The 19,929-nt window shown below is 42.2% G+C and carries 5 protein-coding genes; 1 reads left to right on the forward strand and 4 read right to left on the reverse strand.

The features are described 5' to 3' along the window. Positions 1–142 precede the first annotated feature (142 nt). Positions 143–2,524, forward strand: coding sequence for an AraC family transcriptional regulator (locus tag AC58QC_RS00600; protein WP_497413272.1), 2,382 nt, complete (start codon positions 143–145; stop codon positions 2,522–2,524). A gap of 55 nt (positions 2,525–2,579) precedes the next feature. Here AC58QC_RS00600 and AC58QC_RS00605 read toward each other — a convergent pair whose 3' ends face one another. From AC58QC_RS00605 to AC58QC_RS00620, 4 genes are all read right to left on the reverse strand, one after another. Beyond that, complete coding sequence (locus AC58QC_RS00605; RefSeq protein ID WP_497413273.1) at positions 2,580–5,240, reverse strand: right-handed parallel beta-helix repeat-containing protein; 2,661 nt, start codon at positions 5,238–5,240, stop codon at positions 2,580–2,582. Positions 5,241–5,505: 265 nt separating this feature from the next. Continuing rightward, on the reverse strand, positions 5,506–7,074 hold the full coding sequence (locus AC58QC_RS00610) for an ABC transporter substrate-binding protein (RefSeq protein WP_497413274.1): 1,569 nt from the start codon (positions 7,072–7,074) through the stop codon (positions 5,506–5,508). A 182-nt stretch (positions 7,075–7,256) separates the two neighbouring features. After that, positions 7,257–11,963 carry an OmpL47-type beta-barrel domain-containing protein gene (locus AC58QC_RS00615; RefSeq protein WP_497413275.1) on the reverse strand — a complete coding sequence of 1,569 codons (4,707 nt, stop codon included), beginning with the start codon at positions 11,961–11,963 and terminating at the stop codon, positions 7,257–7,259. Positions 11,964–12,337: 374 nt separating this feature from the next. Next, positions 12,338–19,897 (reverse strand): InlB B-repeat-containing protein, encoded by a 7,560-nt coding sequence (locus tag AC58QC_RS00620; protein ID WP_497413276.1) that lies wholly within the window; start codon positions 19,895–19,897, stop codon positions 12,338–12,340. Positions 19,898–19,929 lie beyond the last annotated feature (32 nt).

The raw sequence follows: 19,929 nt of genomic DNA on the forward strand, positions 1-19,929 counted from the left end.
GCACAAAAACAAAGAATCGGTTTAAATACTGGGTTTAAATTATGTGAATGAGTTCAATCTCGGCTAAATCAATTCCAAATTGGGTGCCTTTCATCTATAATAAACGATAGACAACAAGCTTGTTTTGTAAAGGAAGTGTCGCATGAAGAAGCGTTTTTTTTATACGGGTCAGTTATATTTCTACAGCATGTTTACCAAAATCACCTTCTTACTTACTTTGATCATGCTCGCACTCTTATTGTTCCTTCATTTCAACTTTACCAACTACAGTATTCGGTTAATTAATTCATCGAATGAGAAATTGATGAACCAGATTTATCAGAATGCGCTGCAAATCAATAGTTATGTGAAAACGTATGCAACCTCCATTTTTAGTAACCCAAATACAACGAAATTAATGTATGGCGAAGACATTCCCATTCTTGATGTGCATAACAGCATGAATACCATTGACACCTCATTGGGAAGTGCGCCCTTCATTTATTCTGCTAATGTTTATAATGGAAGAACGAACACGTACTACACAATGGGACCGAATCCGGTCATTAGGAAAGATCAGTACTTCGATAAGGAATTGGTTCAATTGTTTAAAGATCCGAAGAGTTTACTGACTCTCACACCTATTCCCAGAAAAATTCCAGTTTCAGAAATGGATCCCATGCAGGTCGAAAATGTTTTTTCCTACATATTGCCCGAATACTTTTCTGATAAACAGTTGAAGAATGCGCTTGTCATTAATGTCAGAATGAAATGGATATTTAATACCCTGGCTTCCTATCAAGAAAGTGATTCTTTAAACGGTAATAATATCTTGATCATCGATCATAATGGGAAAGTCATTGCGAATTCAGATCAAGAAAAAGACTTATTCTTAAGCAGCTTGTCAGATGAACCTTCAATTTCTCAATTATTAGCATCACCTAATAAATCCGGTGTTTTCAAAGCTGACTTTAGAGGCACGTCCTCTATCATAACCTACATTTCATACGAGACATCGCCTTGGATTCTGGTAAATATCACCCCTTACAAATATATTGCTGGAACCGTAAACAAAGTGAAAGCGATTACGATTACAATTGGCCTCGTTATGCTCATCATCTGTCTCATTACAGGCTTTTTACTCTCAAAAAATTTATATAATCCCGTGCGAAATCTTAGAAAAACGATTGGACGTTTGAATAAAACGCAGGTCCCGAACCAGGAGCATAATAATGAATTCGAATACATCACGGATTCCATTCAAACCACGCATTATCAGCTGACCTCTCTGGAGGATTTCCGAAAAACTAATCTTTTTACTTTGAAACAGAATTATTTGAAAGATCTCCTCTTGAGTAAAAACGTGAAAGAGGTAGATTATGAAGCATTTTTCAAACAGCACAATGTACATTTCGATCCAAAAAGCAGTATCGCTCTTATCCTGTTTAAAACAGATCATTACGCAGCCTTTCATGCCAATTACAGCTCGAAAGACCAATCCTTATTGAAATACTCACTACTTAATATTGCTAATGAAATCATACATCCGTATTATCATTGCGAATCCATCGATGCGGGAAGTGATCACGTTGTTACCTTATTAAATATGGAGGTATACAGCGAGGACGAAGGTCGTCCCATAGCTCAGATCGAAAGTCTGAAAAGTTTGGTTCAAGAGATTCAGAATGTGTATGCCAAATACTGCGCTATAAGCGTATCTGCATTTATCAGTGAACCAGTGGCATCGATTATGGATGTTCGAGCCTTATATGAAAGGACGCTGGTGCTCTCCCATTATCGTATCAAATACGGACATGCGTGCCTTTTAACACAACATGCTATGAATACGGCTAAATGGTCTGATTTCAACATCAATACAGCTTCTGTACAGCATTTTCTAGACAGTATTCAGAAAGCCAAATTAGAAGAAGCCAAAGAAGCCTATTGGCATTTGATTCAGGAATTGACAGACTGTAGTTTCAATATCATCATGTTTACGTTATCTTATTTGTCCTCAAGCATCTTTAATATGGTGAACCTTATGGAGAAAAATGGAACCATTTCATTCGGTTTAGATTTCGTCTCTTTTGATAATAAAATTAAATCCTTTGAAGTATTCGATGAAATTAATGCTGAATTTATAGCCCTTGTAAGCTCTATTGTAGGCAAAATAGAACAAAATCGCACCGAAAAATCGGACATCGTCGTTTCCAACGCCATGCGATTCATTGAAACGCATTATATGGACAATTCGTTATCCTCCAGTATGGTAGCTGATCAATTTAAGTTAACTTCTGCTTATCTAGGGAAACTATTCCGTGAGTATGCTTCACGATCTATCGCCGACTACATCTCTGAAATCCGTCTAGTTAAAGCATCGGAAATGCTGAAGAACTCCGTATGGAATGTAGATGAGATTATCGAAAAAGTTGGCTGGGAAAACAAAAAACATTTTTTCACCTTATTTAAGAAACGATTTGGAACAACTCCTACGGAGTATCGACTTAAGTCCAAAGTGAGCGATATGAAGGAGATTTCTCAGTAAGAAGTAAATAGAAGCGGCCTATCTCCTTGTCGAGAAGGCCGCTTCTTGTATTGAATTACTGCACATTCACATCGTCAAAATAAACCGTTCCTGTATTGCCTGACCACCAGTCACCCATGGAGATCTGATTGAAATTAGTTATACCAGTTGGAGATGCCACAAGTACGCCATCGATATACATATCCACTTTGGTTCCTGACGTGTAGTCCCACTTCATTTGATGCCAACCGGTGGTTCGAGTTACGGAAGTAGCCGTATACGTACCGCCAACACGTGTCACATATTTGGTGGTCGATGTAGGGGTATTGACTCCGAGCCCCCTCCACGTAGGATCGCTCCAAATCGTATTATCCACTTTGGCCATGGTCTGCATGCTCGTGTCTGAAGCAAGGTCATAGAACCAGAGGGTTACGATTTTGTTATAACTTAAACTGAAGGAGTGCGCAATTACGTCCAAGTCTTCATTAATTATGTAACTATTGCTGCCTGTATGAGCTTGGGCAGTGCTCGTTGAAGCGGTTCCTTTGGCATTCGACCAGTTTCCAAAACCACTTTCAAAGCCATCAAAGCTTAACTCATTGTATAACTGAGCGACTTCATTCGAATTATTACTGGTCAAACCCGCAGAAGTTCGGGACTTCACGACGTAATAATACATCGTTCCCAATGTACCTGTAGTGTCACTACAGGATGTGGTAGTTACCGCGCTGCATACCGTCGTGTTGTAAGGTCCACCTTGTACAGTTGAACGCAATACGTCATAACTCGCGGCATTTTTCACACTTGACCAGGATAAGTTGACTTGCGTACCGGTGAACGAAGCCGTCAAACCGCTCGGTGTGACCGGATAAGGGAAGTCTGCTTTAATCCCAATATTCGCATAATCCATCAGAGAATCGTTAAATCCACCTAGCCAGCTGACATTAGTAAGTGTATGACCAGTAGACTGGTTATAGCGAATAGCACTATTCTGCGTATTGGTTACTTTGATGTTTGAGAAAATTTGCCCATTCGTTTGATTATCCATAAAAATACCATTTGGCGCGTAGTCCTTCATAGAAGGATGGGCGTAAATATGGTCTATGGTCACCTGTTGAATCGTATTCGACAAGTACGGGGTAACTGTACTAATCCCCCAGGCATAGATAGATCCCGTGTCCCCACTATCTTGAGCTGCGTTAGAGATCTGCAAATTTTTCATCACGTTATCGTGATTATAGATGGCCGCTTTCGGAATATCCACATATGCGTCAAAAGCAACCGCATAACGAGGTGAATTATAAATCGTGCTATAGGAAACCTCATTGCTTCCGCTGTTCATCAAATACACGCCGGATGCATGACCAACCAATTCTCCGACATCATGGATGACATTATTCGTAATTAAGTTGTTTTTAGTCACGTCACCCTCGCCTGGATATTTACCTTCAAAAATGACGCCAGAGTGACCAGTGTTTTCGATCAAGTTGCCGGAAATCGTATGATTCTGATTGTAAAATAGGGCATAAATCGCTGAATAACCTGAATTCTTGAAATGGGAATTCGTAACTTTGATGTTATCCGCATTTGACATGAGCAACATACCGGTTCGATGCTGCGTCATTGTCATTTGGCGATCATACTGCGGATACGTATGGCCTTCACCTGAGTCACCATTGTTCACCCAAGCATGTCTGTACCAGTTTGTAAAATCTGTGTCTTCCAGGCTTAAACCATCGAACTGAACATGATGAATCCGACTGCTTTCCGAAGCACCTTGAAGAGAAATAATGCTCTTTACTTTAGGCGCGATGATGGTTTGCGAGGTGATCGACCCGTCTTTTGACCAATAGTATAAATAACCTGACGTGGTATCTAAGTAGAATTCCCCTGCTTGATCCAGCAATGCCAGAGCCCCTTGGACAAAGTACCTAGAACCGCTATCGATGTTATAACGCGTTGCTTGAGTTAGTGTAATTTGTCTAGTTGTGGTATTGATGGATGAAATCGGCACGGTATCCGTGAACCAATCCCAAGCTCCTCCAGTCCCAGACCAAATAAATACTTGAGCGTCAGTGAGGTTCCAGCCGGTAGGATTTAAATCGCCAGCTTTATACTGGAGCACCGTGTGGGAATTGGTCACCCCTTCGCTATCTAGATACGGCACTTTGGAGGTGATATAGTTCGCATCTGGTGTGTAATTGGGATAACGGGCTTTAATTGCCCTATTGCCATTCTCGTAAAGCGTGTCGAATCTCCAACCGGTTCCCACAAAAGCTTTATAGATGTTTCCAGCGTGCTGCGTCCAACCGGTGATCGCTTGCCCCCCAATGAAGTGCGCGCTGCCTATCGCATCTTTATTTTTGTAGATGATATTAAAGCCATTCGAACCAGAATCTGCTTCTGTGAATTGAATCGTGCTGGACACATAATAGTCGCCTGCTGCCACATTTACAACAATATCTCCTGTCATATTCACATTCAAACTGTTGGTGCGGATATAATCTCGGGCTTTCCCAATGGTCGCCCAAGGGCTCCCAAGTGAACCGTTACCTGTCGTGTCGCTGCCTGTTGTTGAAACATAGAACGTATACTGCACGGCTGCATTAGCGGTTTGAATTGGAGCTAAACCGATTACCATGGAACAAATGATCAAACATATGAAATGAATCAATCCCACCTTTCTTGTAAGCGCTTTCCTTTTGAGCCAAAAATGTTGAACTAACGTGGATGCCATTGTCATTCCTCCTTAGTTATTTTTGAAACCCTTGTACAAAAGTGTACGAAAGAAACAAACTATGAATCGATACTTATACACCACCTTTCATTCTGATAACTCAATTGTACTTTAATCCTCCAAATAAAAGTTTTGCTAAATTGCACTGGATTGTTGTTTTATTGCACACAGTGAAAAGCCGGAGGCTATAAGCAATCCGGTCTTTTTTTGAAACGATTTTAATTAGGGGCTACCCAAGTTCGGATAGCCCCAATCAGACACTTAACTATCTAATTTTCAAGAACTCTTCAATTTGTTTTTGCAGCTCAGCTACGATTTTGTCTGAACCTGCTTTTTTCAATTTCTCAATAAATTCTTCATACTTGGCATCTGCGTCAGGTATCGCTCCTGATTCTAGGATAAGCGCTGAACTAGTACCTGCATACTCTTTAACAACTGCCGCCGTCTGTGCAAGCTCTATTTTAATTGGATCAAGATTGGGTTTATAGCCAAGTAATGGCGAAACGATAGCATTCGCATTTATATCCTGCCAGATTTTAGTGAAGTCCACTGCGTCAGCCTGCGTTTCGTAACTATTCGCCGAATTGCCTAGCGTCCATTTCCATCCACCATATTTAGCATCCGCAGTACCTTGGAATCGGTAACCGATTGTTTCAATGCGTGTGTCCGAAACTTTCTTATAATGTTTGCCTTCGATTCCCCAAACAAGAAGGTTATACAAATCTTTCCCCTTATTTGAATTTAATAAATTTAGTAGCTGCATAGCGCGTTCTGGATTTTGGGATGTTCGGCTAATGGCCAAATTAGTGGGATCAGATAATGCAGAAATGACATATTTCTCTTCCATTGGAATTAGCTGAATTGGGAATCCAGCTCTTATACTATCGTTCTTCGAGCCATCTTCAACGCTTCCAACCAATGAATGGAACCAAGCGATGTTTCCGTCCGGCTTACCTTCATCTTGACGTTGATTTTGCAAACTCAATATATCTTTGCGGATGTAACCTTTGGCATACCAATCCGTCATCGTTTGGATGAACAACTGCTCTTTCGCTGTCTCGTAAGAATTAACAACCTTTAAACTTTTCGGATCCTTATAATCACCAGTCAAAATAAAGCCGGGCACGATAATGTTGTGATTCATCATAACCCTAAGTACATTTGGGCTAAACCCTTTGCGCAATTGATTGGTAGCCTTCAATTTCTCCAAGTAGGCTTCAATAACAGCAAATGACTCCTTGGAAACAGCACCATACTTATAAAAAGTGTCCTGTGCTAGCTTCGGATCGATGTAACCTCTATCAATGAACTCTTTCGGTACACGTAGGGTTGGACGGTTATCTACAGCTTGCTGATAGTTTGGGATCGCATATAACTTTCCATTAACTCGAGCGCGATCCATTACCCAAAAGGGTATCTCGTTCTTGAGATCAGGAGCATATCTATCAACCAAAGCATCCAACTCCATATAGGATCCGTTGTTTACCTCACTTGGATAATCTAATAAGTATCCTGTCCAAGCAATGTCAATCGGTTCTCCTGAAGCGGCCATTACCTTCCATTTTCCAGCGAATTCTGTATTAATAATGGCTTCAAACTCTACCTTTGTGTTTGGCAGTAAAGTTGCTAATTGTTTGTTAAACTCATCCCAAACCTCTTGTGTATCTGCTTGTTTTCCTGGACCCATTGTTACAAACTTTAGTGTCACCGGCTTTGGTGCTTCTGTTGCTGCCGGGTTTTGTTTTGTAGTTTCTTTGCCGCAACCAGTCATCACGACTATTGTAGCTATACCAAGAACAAGCGTTTTACTCAATAGACTTTCAAACGCTTTCATCTGTTCTCCCCCATTCTGTCAATAGTCATATTATAGTATACAAACCTAAAACTCAGCTATAGTTCAAGGATTGGTATATAAGTGTAATTATAAACGGAAGATAATGTATCAAAATACAGGGAATAGGGCTATCCCATGTTGGGATAGCCCTATTCATCATTCATATTTAGCTTTGATAGAAATTAGTTTTGACTACCTACTAGAAAATTTGCATCCCGAAGCAAATAAGCTGCTGCTTCACTTGAAATATGCTTGCCGCTTTGTGCCTGCACTTCACTGATGAAGCTGTTCAAGTCTCCTTTTTCCAATTTCTTGGTCAAGCTATTGGCAATCCCACCGTTATCGATCCAATTGGTACCACGGAATCGAGTTACCAATGCTGTTAAGGAATCGATATTCGTTATGGTCTGGAATGTCACCGTCTCTTGGTGCGTATTCCCCGCCAGGTCACTCGATGTTACTGTAATTGTATGCGTGCCTAGCGTTAACGTATAAAGTGGAATCGTTGTCGCTTGCACTGTCTGGCCATCTAGCGTAACTGTTGTCTTACTGTTATTTACGCCAGATAATTCATCAGAAATGTTAAATTGTAGCGTTAAATCCCCGGAATCGCTGTAGCTATTGCCATCAATAGGCGAAGAGATGGTAACGCTAGGCTTATGTGCGTCCAGATTGAACGATATGTTCCGTGCTGTTTCCACGTTCCCCGCGTTGTCAACCGATCGATACATGATGATATAACTGCCGTCTTGATTGATGGTTACAGGCGCCTGGTAATCTTGCCAGTTAGCTCCTCCGTCAACACTGTATTCAATTTTGGCCACGCCTGACAAAGTATCTTCCGCAGTAAGGCTTACCGTCACCGCATCTACATACCATCCGTTCTGTCCGTCAGGTTGTGCCGCTGTGACTGCTGCTGTAATGACAGGTGCGGTTCTATCGATTTTGATACTTGTTGATTTCTGAGTTTCCTGATTGCCTGCCGCATCAATGCTGTAGTACGTGAGTTCATTCAAGCCCTCTACGTCAATTTGAACCGTATTTCCTTCTGCAAACGGACTTCCGTTTAGGCTGTAGAAGGTTTTTGCAACGCCACTACCTTCATCCGTTGCTGTTAATTGAATCGTCTGTGCATCTTGATGCCAACCGCTTTGTGCATCATCTGACGTCACAGGAGAAATAATATCCATTATGCGAATCGTCACTGTGGAGACATTTGAATTTTCAACACCATCATTTACGATGAAACTAAATGTATCTGTACCGATCGCACCAGGGTTTGGCGTATACGTAAACGCTCCAGTTGACGGATCCGTAATGACTGTTGTTCCTAGCGTGCCATTGCTTACGATACTGTAAGTCAGTGGGTCTCCATTTGCATCGCTCGCGGACAACGTGCCGCTAATTGCTTTATTTTGCGGAGTCGTTAGCTCCGTGCTTACGGAAACTGGCTTGCTATTAGGATCCTTGATACTGATATCATCAAAGTACACAGTGTTAGGATTCCCAGTCCAAAAATCTCCTATTCTTATTTTGTTGAAACTAGTCAAGCCTGACACGCCTGCCGTTGGTGTGATGAGTATACCATCGATATACATATCCAATTTCGTACCAGAGGTATAGTCCCACTTAAACTCATGCCAGCCTAGGCTTCTGTTTACGGTTGTTGCGGTAATTGCAGCACCCAGTCGTACCGAATATTTCGTAGTCGAAGTCGGGGTATTGACCATAATTGCCCGATTGTTTACTCCATCATCAACAAACGCGGCAGTTTGCATGTTTGTCTTATTGAAATTGTCATAAAACCACATCGTAACCACTTTGTTATAACTCGTATTGAAAGTTTGCGTGATGTTATCAACATCTTCATTGACGATATAGCTGTTGCTGCCAGAATGCTTATCTGCTGTAGAGGTGGATTTAGCACCTCCTGATGCTACCCAGTTACCCAATCCGTTTTCAAAGCCTTCAAATGCATTTAAGGTTTCATAAACAGGAGCAGGAGTTGCATTCTCTGCCAAACCAAACTCATCCACATAACCAGTCAATCCGCCACCACCTGCTTTTTTGGCATAGATGGTCACACTGGTATCGCTTGGTCCTGTAGTAAAGGAAAAGTTGCTAGGACGGCTTGCTGTACCCTTAGTATAGGTAGTAGTAGTAATCTTACTTGTCTTTGGACCACTGGCAAGTCCACTAGCTCCCAGTTCAATGTAATCCGTAGCTGGGTCAACTGTAGAATCAAACAATGTAAAGTCAGCAAAATAGCAATTCAGAGGAACTGATGTATTCGTATTCGAGAATACCAAATAAACGTCTTGAGTCCCTGTTACTGTTGAAAGTGCTATGGCATTTCTATAATACCATTGACCTTTTTGTCCCGATGTTGCGTCATCGGAAAGAGGATCCGTCGCAACGAGGGTACCACCGTTCAATGGGTCACCAATATACATCTCAATCTTGCCAGTACCAGAAGCAGCAACTGTAGCAAAATTCACTTTGTCGTACAAGCCCGCCCCGAAATCAACACCTGTAAATTTCAGCGTAGTTTTCGTTCCCGGAATCATGTAACCATTCATTGAGCGATATTTAACAGGAGTAACAGGATCACTTTCAGCAGCCATGGTGGATGCTGCAACGTGTTTTCCCAGTACCTTACCCCATACACTTACATTATAGGTGGTGTTTGGTTTCAAACCTGTAACCGTTTGAGAAATCCCATCGCCTTCATTCAAGGCAACACCATAAACGCCGTCTCTTACCAAACCGCTGGCTCTGAAATCCCATCCATTTTGTACTTCGATTTCTGGCGTATTCGTAGTCGTCCAACCAGTCAGATCACCGGTAGGAAAACCAGCATTTTTCAGCAACTGTTTATAAGGAATATTGTTTAGCTTGAAAGTCGGGTTGATGTTTGCCGCATTGTCAAAATCGTGTCCCGATTTCCAGGCCACGCCGGGTTGAACCGCACCCCTTACAGGTTTAGCGGAAGTAAATCCGTCGGTAACACCGGGAATCACGACACTTTGTTGCGTGTCTGGGTTTTTCAGTGCAAAATTTTTGTTGGCTGGGTCTACAAACATAGCTTGAAGATTGGCTTTTGTATCTAGGGTATTGCCTGCTTCATACGCACCACCTGAAGCTTGAGATGAAAACCCAGTATTTTCCAGAATATTGCCCATAAGCACGCTTCCATAAGAACCGATTCCATCGGCAGCACTATCGCCCCACGTACCATAAGACTGAGAACTAGTGTTGTATATTGTATTATTTAACAAAATCATCCGTTCGTTGGGTGTGTTGATGAGCATACCAACCGAAACATTCCAAACGATGTTGTTATAAACCACAGCATCGAAGCTCAAGTTATCAAAATAAATACCTTCACCCGGACTATCATGCACGGTATTGTGATGAATTTCTGAACTGCCAAAATTGCTGTTCACAACATAAAAAATACCACCGTCATAGGAAATCTTCATAACGTCATAGATGTCGTTGTACGCAATAACTGAGCTAGTGAATGTGCCGCCAATTGCAGCACGACCTCCCGCATGTATACTATTGTGGCTAATTAGATGATTGTACCCATTGACACTGATACCGTCTGCATAGAGTCCATAACGGTTAAAATCGTGAATATGATTGTTAATCACATTGTTGTCGTGGCCTTTGACAATGATTCCAAAGCCAAACATATTTTTAACTTCAGAATCACGAATCGTGTTGTGGTCACCATCCAATACAAAACCAGATACAAATCCCTGCAACGTTGTATCAACAGCAAAAGGCTTGTTGTAGGAATCCACCATTTCAATGGTAGCACCCTTGAACATGTTGTTGCTGGAGTTTGCAAAGTTGACACCAGCAGCCCGTACATTTATTCCGCTGATGGTAATTCCTGTACGACCGGCTAAGTCAAAAGCAAACTCTCTTTTCTTGGCCTCAATCTTACCGGTATTTGGATCGGCTCCACCCGGAACAGCGACATACAATTTTTGATTAGCAACGTCCTTATACCATGCTGCTACTCCCGGTACGCCAGGAACGCCAGTAATCGGATTTGCCACATCGTAGAGCAGTGCCTGATAGGAGTTTGTGAGGTATAGACCAAACCCGGGAGATGCGGTTTTGGGAAGGTAACCGGTTGTGTAAGGCCACTCAAAATTCAAAGTATTGCTACTACCTGTAACCTTTCCGGTATAGATGACGAACCCATTCGCTGCTGTTGCAACAATCAGGGAATCCTTCCAAGCATCTGTTGTTGTACTATTAGGCAATGGATTTGCAGCGGCAAGGGCGACATTGTCCATCTGCAGATTAGCTCCCCCGTTGCTTATAGTACCGGAAATAGCCCCCGTCGATGAAAATTTGGCATACTTTGTTTTGTTAAACATTAGGCTGTCAGGAATATTCGGCCATCTAGCTTGACTCAACGATGTATCATTTCCCGCTGCATCCGTGTAATAGACTATATTGCCGTAACCGTTTTGGTAATCCCAAGACATTGGCGCCGAATAGATACCCGCATCTGCTGTAGGCGTCCATCCAGTGAGCAAATCACCTCCGGACAAGGTAACTTTGTCACCATTGTAGTTCTTAAACGTCACTCCATCACTTTTAGGTGTGACTGTCTCACGATACGTCCCGCCTTTGATAATAACCGTATCTCCTGCTTGCGCAGTTTCAGCTGCCTTCTGAATCGTTTGAAATGGGGTACTTAGCGAAGTTCCATCACTGTAATCGCTTCCATTATTATCTACATAAAAAGTGTTACCTGCTGCCTTAACTTCCGAGCTAGGTGCTGCTACTGATAGTGGTGCGACAATTAATGCACTCAACATCACTTTCATTACACGACTTTTCCATCCACTTGTGTTCACAATCATCAGTAATCACTCCTCGTTGTATCATTTGTAAGTCAAGATGACTAGAAAAACTCAAATATTAACTACCAATTAATTAACAATTAACCTCCCTTTCGACTTCATGAGCACACTCATGTCACTCCTCTCAATACTTTTATAATACGAAACAGGGGAGTGCATGAATAGGGAGTCAAATTAAAGATACGTATACTAAATTGCTTTTTCCAACAAAATAAAGACACTAAAAACAACTATAGTGACATTTTTAAACTTTTATTGCTATATAACTAAGAAATTTTGTAGAACTATCTCGAATTAAAAAGAAAACCGTCCTCAGAAAATCAGGACGGTTTTAGATGATTCTTTATAATTACAGTAATGCTAGTTCGAAATAACTATTCAAGCGTCTCTGTAGCTACTAATAAGTTATACAGGACCTGAGCAGCTTCGGCACGAGTAGAGATGCCTTGCGGATCGAATTTGTCCGCTTCGCGTCCTTGAATCAGGTTAAGTGACGCCGCAGTTTTCACAAATTCAGTAGCCCATGATGATACTTGATTTTCGTCTGCAAAAGTGTGAGTGGCTTTATTGGATACTTTACCATTCTTGAACTCATATGCTCTGAGAAGCAAGGTGACCATTTCCTCGCGGGTAATTTGTGCGTTTGCATCAAACAATGTCGCACTCTTACCTTGTACAAGCCCTGCCTTCACTGCGATGGATACCGCGACGGCATACCAATCGCCGGATTTCACATCGGCAAATGATGTTTCGCCTTTATCCGTTAGTTTCAAAGCTCTTACCAAAAGCGTCGTGAATTCGGCACGCGTTATGCTGCGTCCTGGTTCGAAGGTAGTAGTACTCGTACCTTCCAAGATTTGTTTCGCTGCAAGTTCTTTGATTACATTAGAAGCCCAATATCCGGATGGCACATCAGTGAATGCCTTCGTAACTTCAAGAACTGCATATTTACTAAAGTGTTTGATTTCGGCTGTGATGACACCATTGTTTACTTTGCCGCCGATATACTCAAGTTTCCCGTCATTCGCAATATAATAGATACCTGCGAATTTCGGATTCATCGAAGGATTAATCTTGAGTTCAATCGTAATCGGTTTATCAAACTTCGAAAGATTGATCGTTTTACCGTCAGCTGTTTGAATGGACAAATTGAATTCATATACATCGCCGACTAGTTTATTTTCTGTTTTCGAAGACTGATTACTTTTATTGATAAGTTCTTTCGCATCAGCATCGGATAACGGATCCATCTTCAGAGATATTGTTCCACCTTTTAATTCATCCGCAGAAAGTGTTTCTGTTAATTGCTTAAGCACCTCGGATGGGATAGAAAGGGTTAATGCATCTGATTTGATCTCCAAATTGTTACGTTGAATCAGATCGGACGTATTACCCGGAAGTTTGATCTCCGTAGTATTAGCTGGAATCTCGACAGTCGTGTTGCCGTTTTCGCTGTTCGTTAGTTGGTTTGGTTTAATAATGTAAGTGTCCTTAGGTGTTGTATCTGGTAATGGTACTGGAACAGGTATTGGATCATTCTTCGGTACTTGCTTGAACGTAACATTAATCGTATGGTTGCTCGTTACGTTGGCAAACGTGTAGGTGTTGTTTGTTACAGTTGCATACGTACTGTCTACCTTTAACGTGTCGATCATATAACCGCTGTCCGGCGTGATTGTGAACGTTTTATTTGTTCCTTCATTCACAATAACGCTGCCGCTCGGGCTGATTACACCGTTGCTTCCAGCATTTGCTGTGATCGTGTGAACCGTTGGTGGTACTTGTGTAGGATCTTGCTTGAACGTAACACTGATCGAATGATTGCTTGTTACGTTGGTGAACGTGTAGGTGTTGTTTGTTACAGTTGCATCCGTATTGTCTACCTTCAACGTGTCGATCATATAACCGCTGTCCGGTGTGATTGTGAACGTTTTATTTGCTCCTTCATTCACAGTAACGCTGCCGCTCGGGCTGATTTCACCGTTGCTTCCAGCACTCGCTGTGATCGTGTGTACCGTTGGTGGTACTTGTGTTGGATCTTGCTTGAACGTAACACCGATCGAATGATTGCTTGTTACGTTGGTGAACGTGTAGGTGTTGTTTGTTACAGTTGCATCCACACTGTCTACCTTTAACGAGTCGATCATATAACCGCTGTCCGGTGTGATCGTGAACGTTTTGTTTGTTCCTTCATTCACAGTAACGCTGCCGCTTGGGCTGATTTCACCGTTGATTCCAGCACTTGCTGTGATCGTGTGAACCGTTGGTGGTACTTGTTTGAACGTAACATCAATCGTATGATTGCTCGTTACGTTGGCAAACATGTACGTATTTTCCGTTACTGTAACGCTTGCACTGTCTACCATCAACGAGTCGATCATATAACCGCTGTCCGGTGTGAACGTGAACGTTTTAGCTGTTCCTTCAATCACAGTAACGCTGCCGCTCGGGCTAATTGCACCGTTGATTCCAGCACTTGCTGTGATCGTATGAACCGTTGGTGGTACTTGCTTGAACGTAACATCAATCGTATGATTGCTCGTTACGTTGGCAAACGTGTAGGTGTTGTTTGTTACCGTTGCATTCGCACTGTCTACCTTCAACGTGTCGATCATATAACCGCTGTCCGGTGTGATCGTGAACGTATTAGTTGTTCCTTCAATCACAGTAACACTGCCGTTCGGGCTGATTACACCCTTGCTGCCTGCTGTTGCTATGATTGTATACTCTGTACCAATATTTAGAGTAATTGTCGCAGGTGTTGCCGCAAAAAGGTTGCCATCTGTACTCAGCCATGTAAAAGAATCTGCTCCTATAAAATCAGTATTCGGAGTAAATGTTAATTGAGAGATACTGCTAGCTGAGACAATTTGGTTTGCCACTACAGGTGTTCCGTTTAAGTTCAAGGTTCCATTGGTTGGCAGAGTAAGAATCTTTGCACTGACCATGAAATCGTTATCCGGATCTGTGAACCCAAAGTTAGTAGTTGCAAAGTTTTTTACCATGTTTTTAGGAACTGCAACCGATGTGTCAGTAAGCACCGGTGCATGATTTAATGAAATATTAACTTGTTTGGTAACCGCTCTCCCCAAATTGGTACCGTCATAGCCTATAATACTCAAGCCACGAGACGTGCCGTTTGGGTTTGTAGCTGTGTTGAACTGCACGGCTTGCAAAGCAGCTTGCCACTCTGTTTGAGCCGCACCACTTGCTGATGATAGAGTAAGAATGCCGGATGTTGAATCGTAGCTACCGGCAATATCTCCCATTGTTAAAGGGACATTGGTCAACTCCAATACATCTTCTCCACTTTTAAATCCATTGATAATATTTACCATGAATTTTGTACTTCTAGGCATTTTTGCTCCGGAAATACCGGAATCTGGATCGTTAAAGGTGATGCCGCTGTCGATGGCTACACCGTTCCCACCAGCATAGAATGTGCCCGAATTGCCAGACGATGTAATAGCAGGAGGCATGGTGTCTGTTGTGTTGGTTACCGCTACATTATCCCAGTAGCTTGTTAAAGTATTTGACAATGCATTATTCCATAAATCACCAATGGCAATGTAATTGGGAATTTCTGTTGACCGTGTATCTGTAAGTGCTAAATTACCATCAACATATAATTTCACCGAACCAGCTGTGGTAAAGTCAAACTTGTATTGATGCCACCCTGTTGTTCTTGCAGAAGTAGTCGGTAGAAACTGGTTAGGCGTAAGCGTACCATTAATATTAATCTTTGTATTCGGTGTACGCATACTATATTTCGTTGGTGAGCCTTGTGGCGAGAAATTAAACGCCCCAAGGAACCAAGAGCTAGAAGGAGCAGCAATATTTTTCACCTGGAACACCTGATTAATAGTAGTGGCTGTAGTGTTACTGTCATAAAACCAAGCGGAAACAACCTTGTTACGGAAATCCCACGCGGCTTGAGTCTGGATAATCGCATTCATGTTCGTGTTAGATTGAACTGTGGATGCAGCGACAGATGCAAAACCTTGGTAGCCATCATAGCTAATAGCAGTGCTGGTGTTAGGTATCGCTGAGGAACCTGCAGGAGTTGCTCCGGGAACAGAAGCTGTCCAATTACCGAGTTTTGTAGGATTCGTACTGCTATTTCCATTATTCTTTCCACTTGAGGTATCCGCTTGAATATTCTCAAAGTTCTCAAAGTAGTCTGTCAGAAGTACATTCACAAAAAAGCTTTTCGTAACTGTTACACCAGCATCAGTTGCTGTACTGGTAACTGTAGATAAACCTACCGGAAGTGCACTACCGGATGTGAATGGCTGATTTGCACCGTTCTTGTTGGATACAGTCATCGTCACCGGAACATTACCGCTTCCATTTTGAGCAAAGACTGTAACATTCACTACCGCACTGGTGTCTGTAAGGGTTGTAGTTCCTATCGTCAAGTTGTTTGGTGCTGTAATTGTCAATTGAGCAGGCCCCTGTGCAGGCGGTGTAAGGGGCGTTGTATCTTTAATGTAAACATTATCAAAATTACCTGTGCTTTTTACACTATTTGCAAAGAAATCTCCCAATGCAATCGTATTAAAAGAAGTAATGGCGCTGGAAGCCGCTACCCATGTATTATCCATGTATATATCCACATGGGTATTAGATGAATAATCGAACGTCAGCGTATGCCAGCCTTTTGTACGATGAACACCTGATGTTGCCCATGCTCCTGTCCCAAGCGTATAAGAGTAATACTGTAATGAATTGTCTGTATTAACTCCCATACCATACATTTTGCTGAGCGTAGAGAAATTTGCTGTTCCGCTATTATCCACATGTGCGATGATGTTGTTGGACTCAGACAAGTTGTCATAGAAATCTACACTGGCAACCTTGTTTAACGTCCCAAATGCTTTGTAGATTGCACTCTGGTCGGCATTTCCATCCAGTTTAAAGCTATGTGTGCCTTCATTATAAATGGTTCCGTCCAGTTGAGTCAGGTTACCAAGTCCCCATGCCCAGTTGAGCGGGTTCCATGTCGGATCTTCAAAACCATCCTTATAAGTGTAGGGTGCCGGATATGCAGGGATTGGACTCTCTGCCAAACCAAACTCATCCACATAACCTCTCAATCCACCGCCACCTGTTTTAGTTGCATATATGGTAGCACTGGTACTGTTTGGCCCTGTTGTAAATGAAAAATTGTCTGGACGACTTCCTGCACCGACAACGTTATTGCCAGCGTTTATGGTACTTTTACTTAATGTTTTTGGAGTACCACTGTCATCAAATCCGCTAGCTCCCAATACAAGGCTGTCCGTAGCAGGATTAGGGATAGAATTAAATAATGTAAAGTCACCGAAATAACAAGTGATAGGGGTCGCTGAATTGGTGTTAGAAAATACCAAATATACGTCATGCGTCCCTGTTACCGAAGAAAGCGGTATACTTCTTTTATAGAACCATTGACCATTTTGTGCAGTTGGGTCAGCGCTCATTACATCCGTGGCAACTGGAGTACCAGTAGGGCTATCAATATACATTTTTATTGTGCCGGTACTGGAATTACCGACAGTACCAAAGTACACGGAGTTGTACAGCGCAGCGGACCCAAAATTAATTTGATTGAATTTTAGTGTAGTCGTCGTTCCAGGAATTATGTAACTATTCATTGCACGGTATTTCGTATTCGTAACAGGATCACTTCCTGCAGCCATGGTGCTTGCCACAACCTGCTGTCCCATTACCTTCCCCCAAACACTAACGTTATAAGTGGTGTTTGGTTTCAGCCCTGTAACCGTCTGGGAAATCTTATCGCCATCGTTCAAGACAACACCGTAAGAACCACTTCTAATCAAACCGCTGGTTCTAAAATCCCATCCGTTTTGTATTGCGATTTGAGGAGAACCGGTGGTAGTCCAACCACTCATATCACCAGTAGGGAAACCGCCATTTACGAGCAATTGCTTGTAAGGAATATTATTAAGCTTGAAGGTTGGATTGATATTGGCAGCATTGGCTAAGTCGCTTCCCGCTTTCCATGTCACTCCGGGCTGGATCGCGCCCATGACAGGGGTAGTGGAAGTGAATCCGTCTGTAACACCGGGTATCGCAATACTACGAGAGTTGTTCGGGTTCTGCAAAGCAAAATTGTTGCCAGCAGCATTTACAAACATAGGAGCAAGAGCTGCACTAGTACCTATGGTATTTATTTGCTCAAAGGCGCCACCTGGGGTCTGAGAGGTGTAACCACCTGCTGCAAAAATATTGCCGACGACCGTGGTTCCGAAAGAGCCTATTCCATCGTAGGGAGCACCCCAGCTGTAAAGACTATTATCTGAATTGTACACCGTATTATTTAACAAAATCATACGTTCATTGGGGGTGTTGAATAGTAAAGCCCTACTAACATTATAAATGATGTTGTTATAAATCACGGCATTGAAGGACACATTATCGAAATAAATGCCTTCACCATTAGGAGTATCATGTACGGTATTGTGGTGGATCTCTGAGTTGCCGAAATCGCTATTTGAGACGTAAAACACACCGCCGTCATGGGAAACCTTCATTACATGATGTATGTCATTGTATTGGAATATCGAACTGGTGAAGTAACCGCCAATGGCAGCACGTCCTCCGTCGTACACACTGTTATGACTAATCAGGTGATTAAACCCATTCACGTTTATACCGTCGGCATAAAGTCCATAGCGATTAAAATCGTGAATATCATTATTAATCAGATTGTTATCATGGCCTTTGACTATGATCCCATAGCCATACATATTTTTGATTTCACAATCGCGAACGGTATTGTGGTCGCCGTCCAATGTAAAGCCAGAAACAAAACCATTCAAAGTTGTATCAGCAGCAAAAGGTTTGTTAGTGGAATCGACCATTTCAATGGTAGCGCCCTTGAATGTATTGGAGCTGGAATTCGCAAAGTTGATACCGCCAGCACGTACATTAATTCCACTGATGGTAATACCTGTACGACCGGATAAGTCAAAAACATTCTCTCTGCTCTTAGCCTCAATGGTCCCAGTATTTGGATTCACTCCACCTGGTACAGATACATACAAATTGTGGTTCGTAACATCCTTGTACCAAACTGCTGTAGGTACGCCACTTACCGGATGTGCCACATCATGAATCAATGCCTTATAAGAGTTAGTGATATAAAAACCAAATCCTGGATCGCCGCTTTGTGGATAGTATCCGGTAGCGGTGTAAGGCCACTCAACCTGTAATGTATTTCCGGTGTTCCCCGTAATCTTACCGGTGTACACCACGTATCCATTATTTACCGATGAAACGAGCAAAGCTCCTTTCAAATCATCTGTTATTGTAGTAGGCACCGTGTACGAGCTACTAACCGCAACACTGTTAAATTGTAAATTAGCTCCTCCATTTGTTGTAGAAGGATTACTAGGATTTGATGTATATTTTGCGTACTTTGTCTGATCAAACATCCTGCTGTCTGGGATGTTAGGCCATCTTGCCGGACTCAACGATGTAGTATTCCCACTGGCATCCGTGTAATAGACAATATTGCCGTAACCGTTTTGGTAATCCCAAGACATTGGCGCCGAATAGATACCAGTATCTGCTGTGGGCGTCCATCCAGTGACCAAATCACCTCCGGACAAGGTAACTTTGTCACCATTGTAGTTCTGAAATGTCACTCCATCTCTTTTAGGTGTGACTGTTTCACGGTAAACACCGGCCATAATTTGGACTGTGTCGCCAGAAACCGCAATATCGGCAGCTTTTTGGATCGTCTTAAAAGCTGTCAATGTGGACTGACCATTGTTAGAGTCGTTTCCGTTTGTAACATCAACGTAGTAGCTTGTTGCAGTTGATGCTAATGTTCTTACTGGCATCGATAAAATGGGGCCGCTAATCATTATTAATGTTAACATTAGCGCAATAATTGTGTGTGTATTTTTCGCAGTTCTCTGATACATAAAATTACCTCCATACCATTTCAAATAAGAGT

Source organism: Paenibacillus sp. J22P51, from assembly GCF_059692215.1.

Bases quoted from the DNA above. Each gene is read 5' to 3' on its own strand.
- AC58QC_RS00600 (WP_497413272.1), top strand. From the start codon at position 143: ATGAAGAAGCGTTTTTTTTATACGGGTCAGTTATATTTCTACAGCATG.
- AC58QC_RS00605 (WP_497413273.1), bottom strand. From the start codon at position 5,240: ATGGCATCCACGTTAGTTCAACATTTTTGGCTCAAAAGGAAAGCGCTT.
- AC58QC_RS00610 (WP_497413274.1), bottom strand. From the start codon at position 7,074: ATGAAAGCGTTTGAAAGTCTATTGAGTAAAACGCTTGTTCTTGGTATA.
- AC58QC_RS00615 (WP_497413275.1), bottom strand. From the start codon at position 11,963: ATGATTGTGAACACAAGTGGATGGAAAAGTCGTGTAATGAAAGTGATG.
- AC58QC_RS00620 (WP_497413276.1), bottom strand. From the start codon at position 19,897: ATGTATCAGAGAACTGCGAAAAATACACACACAATTATTGCGCTAATG.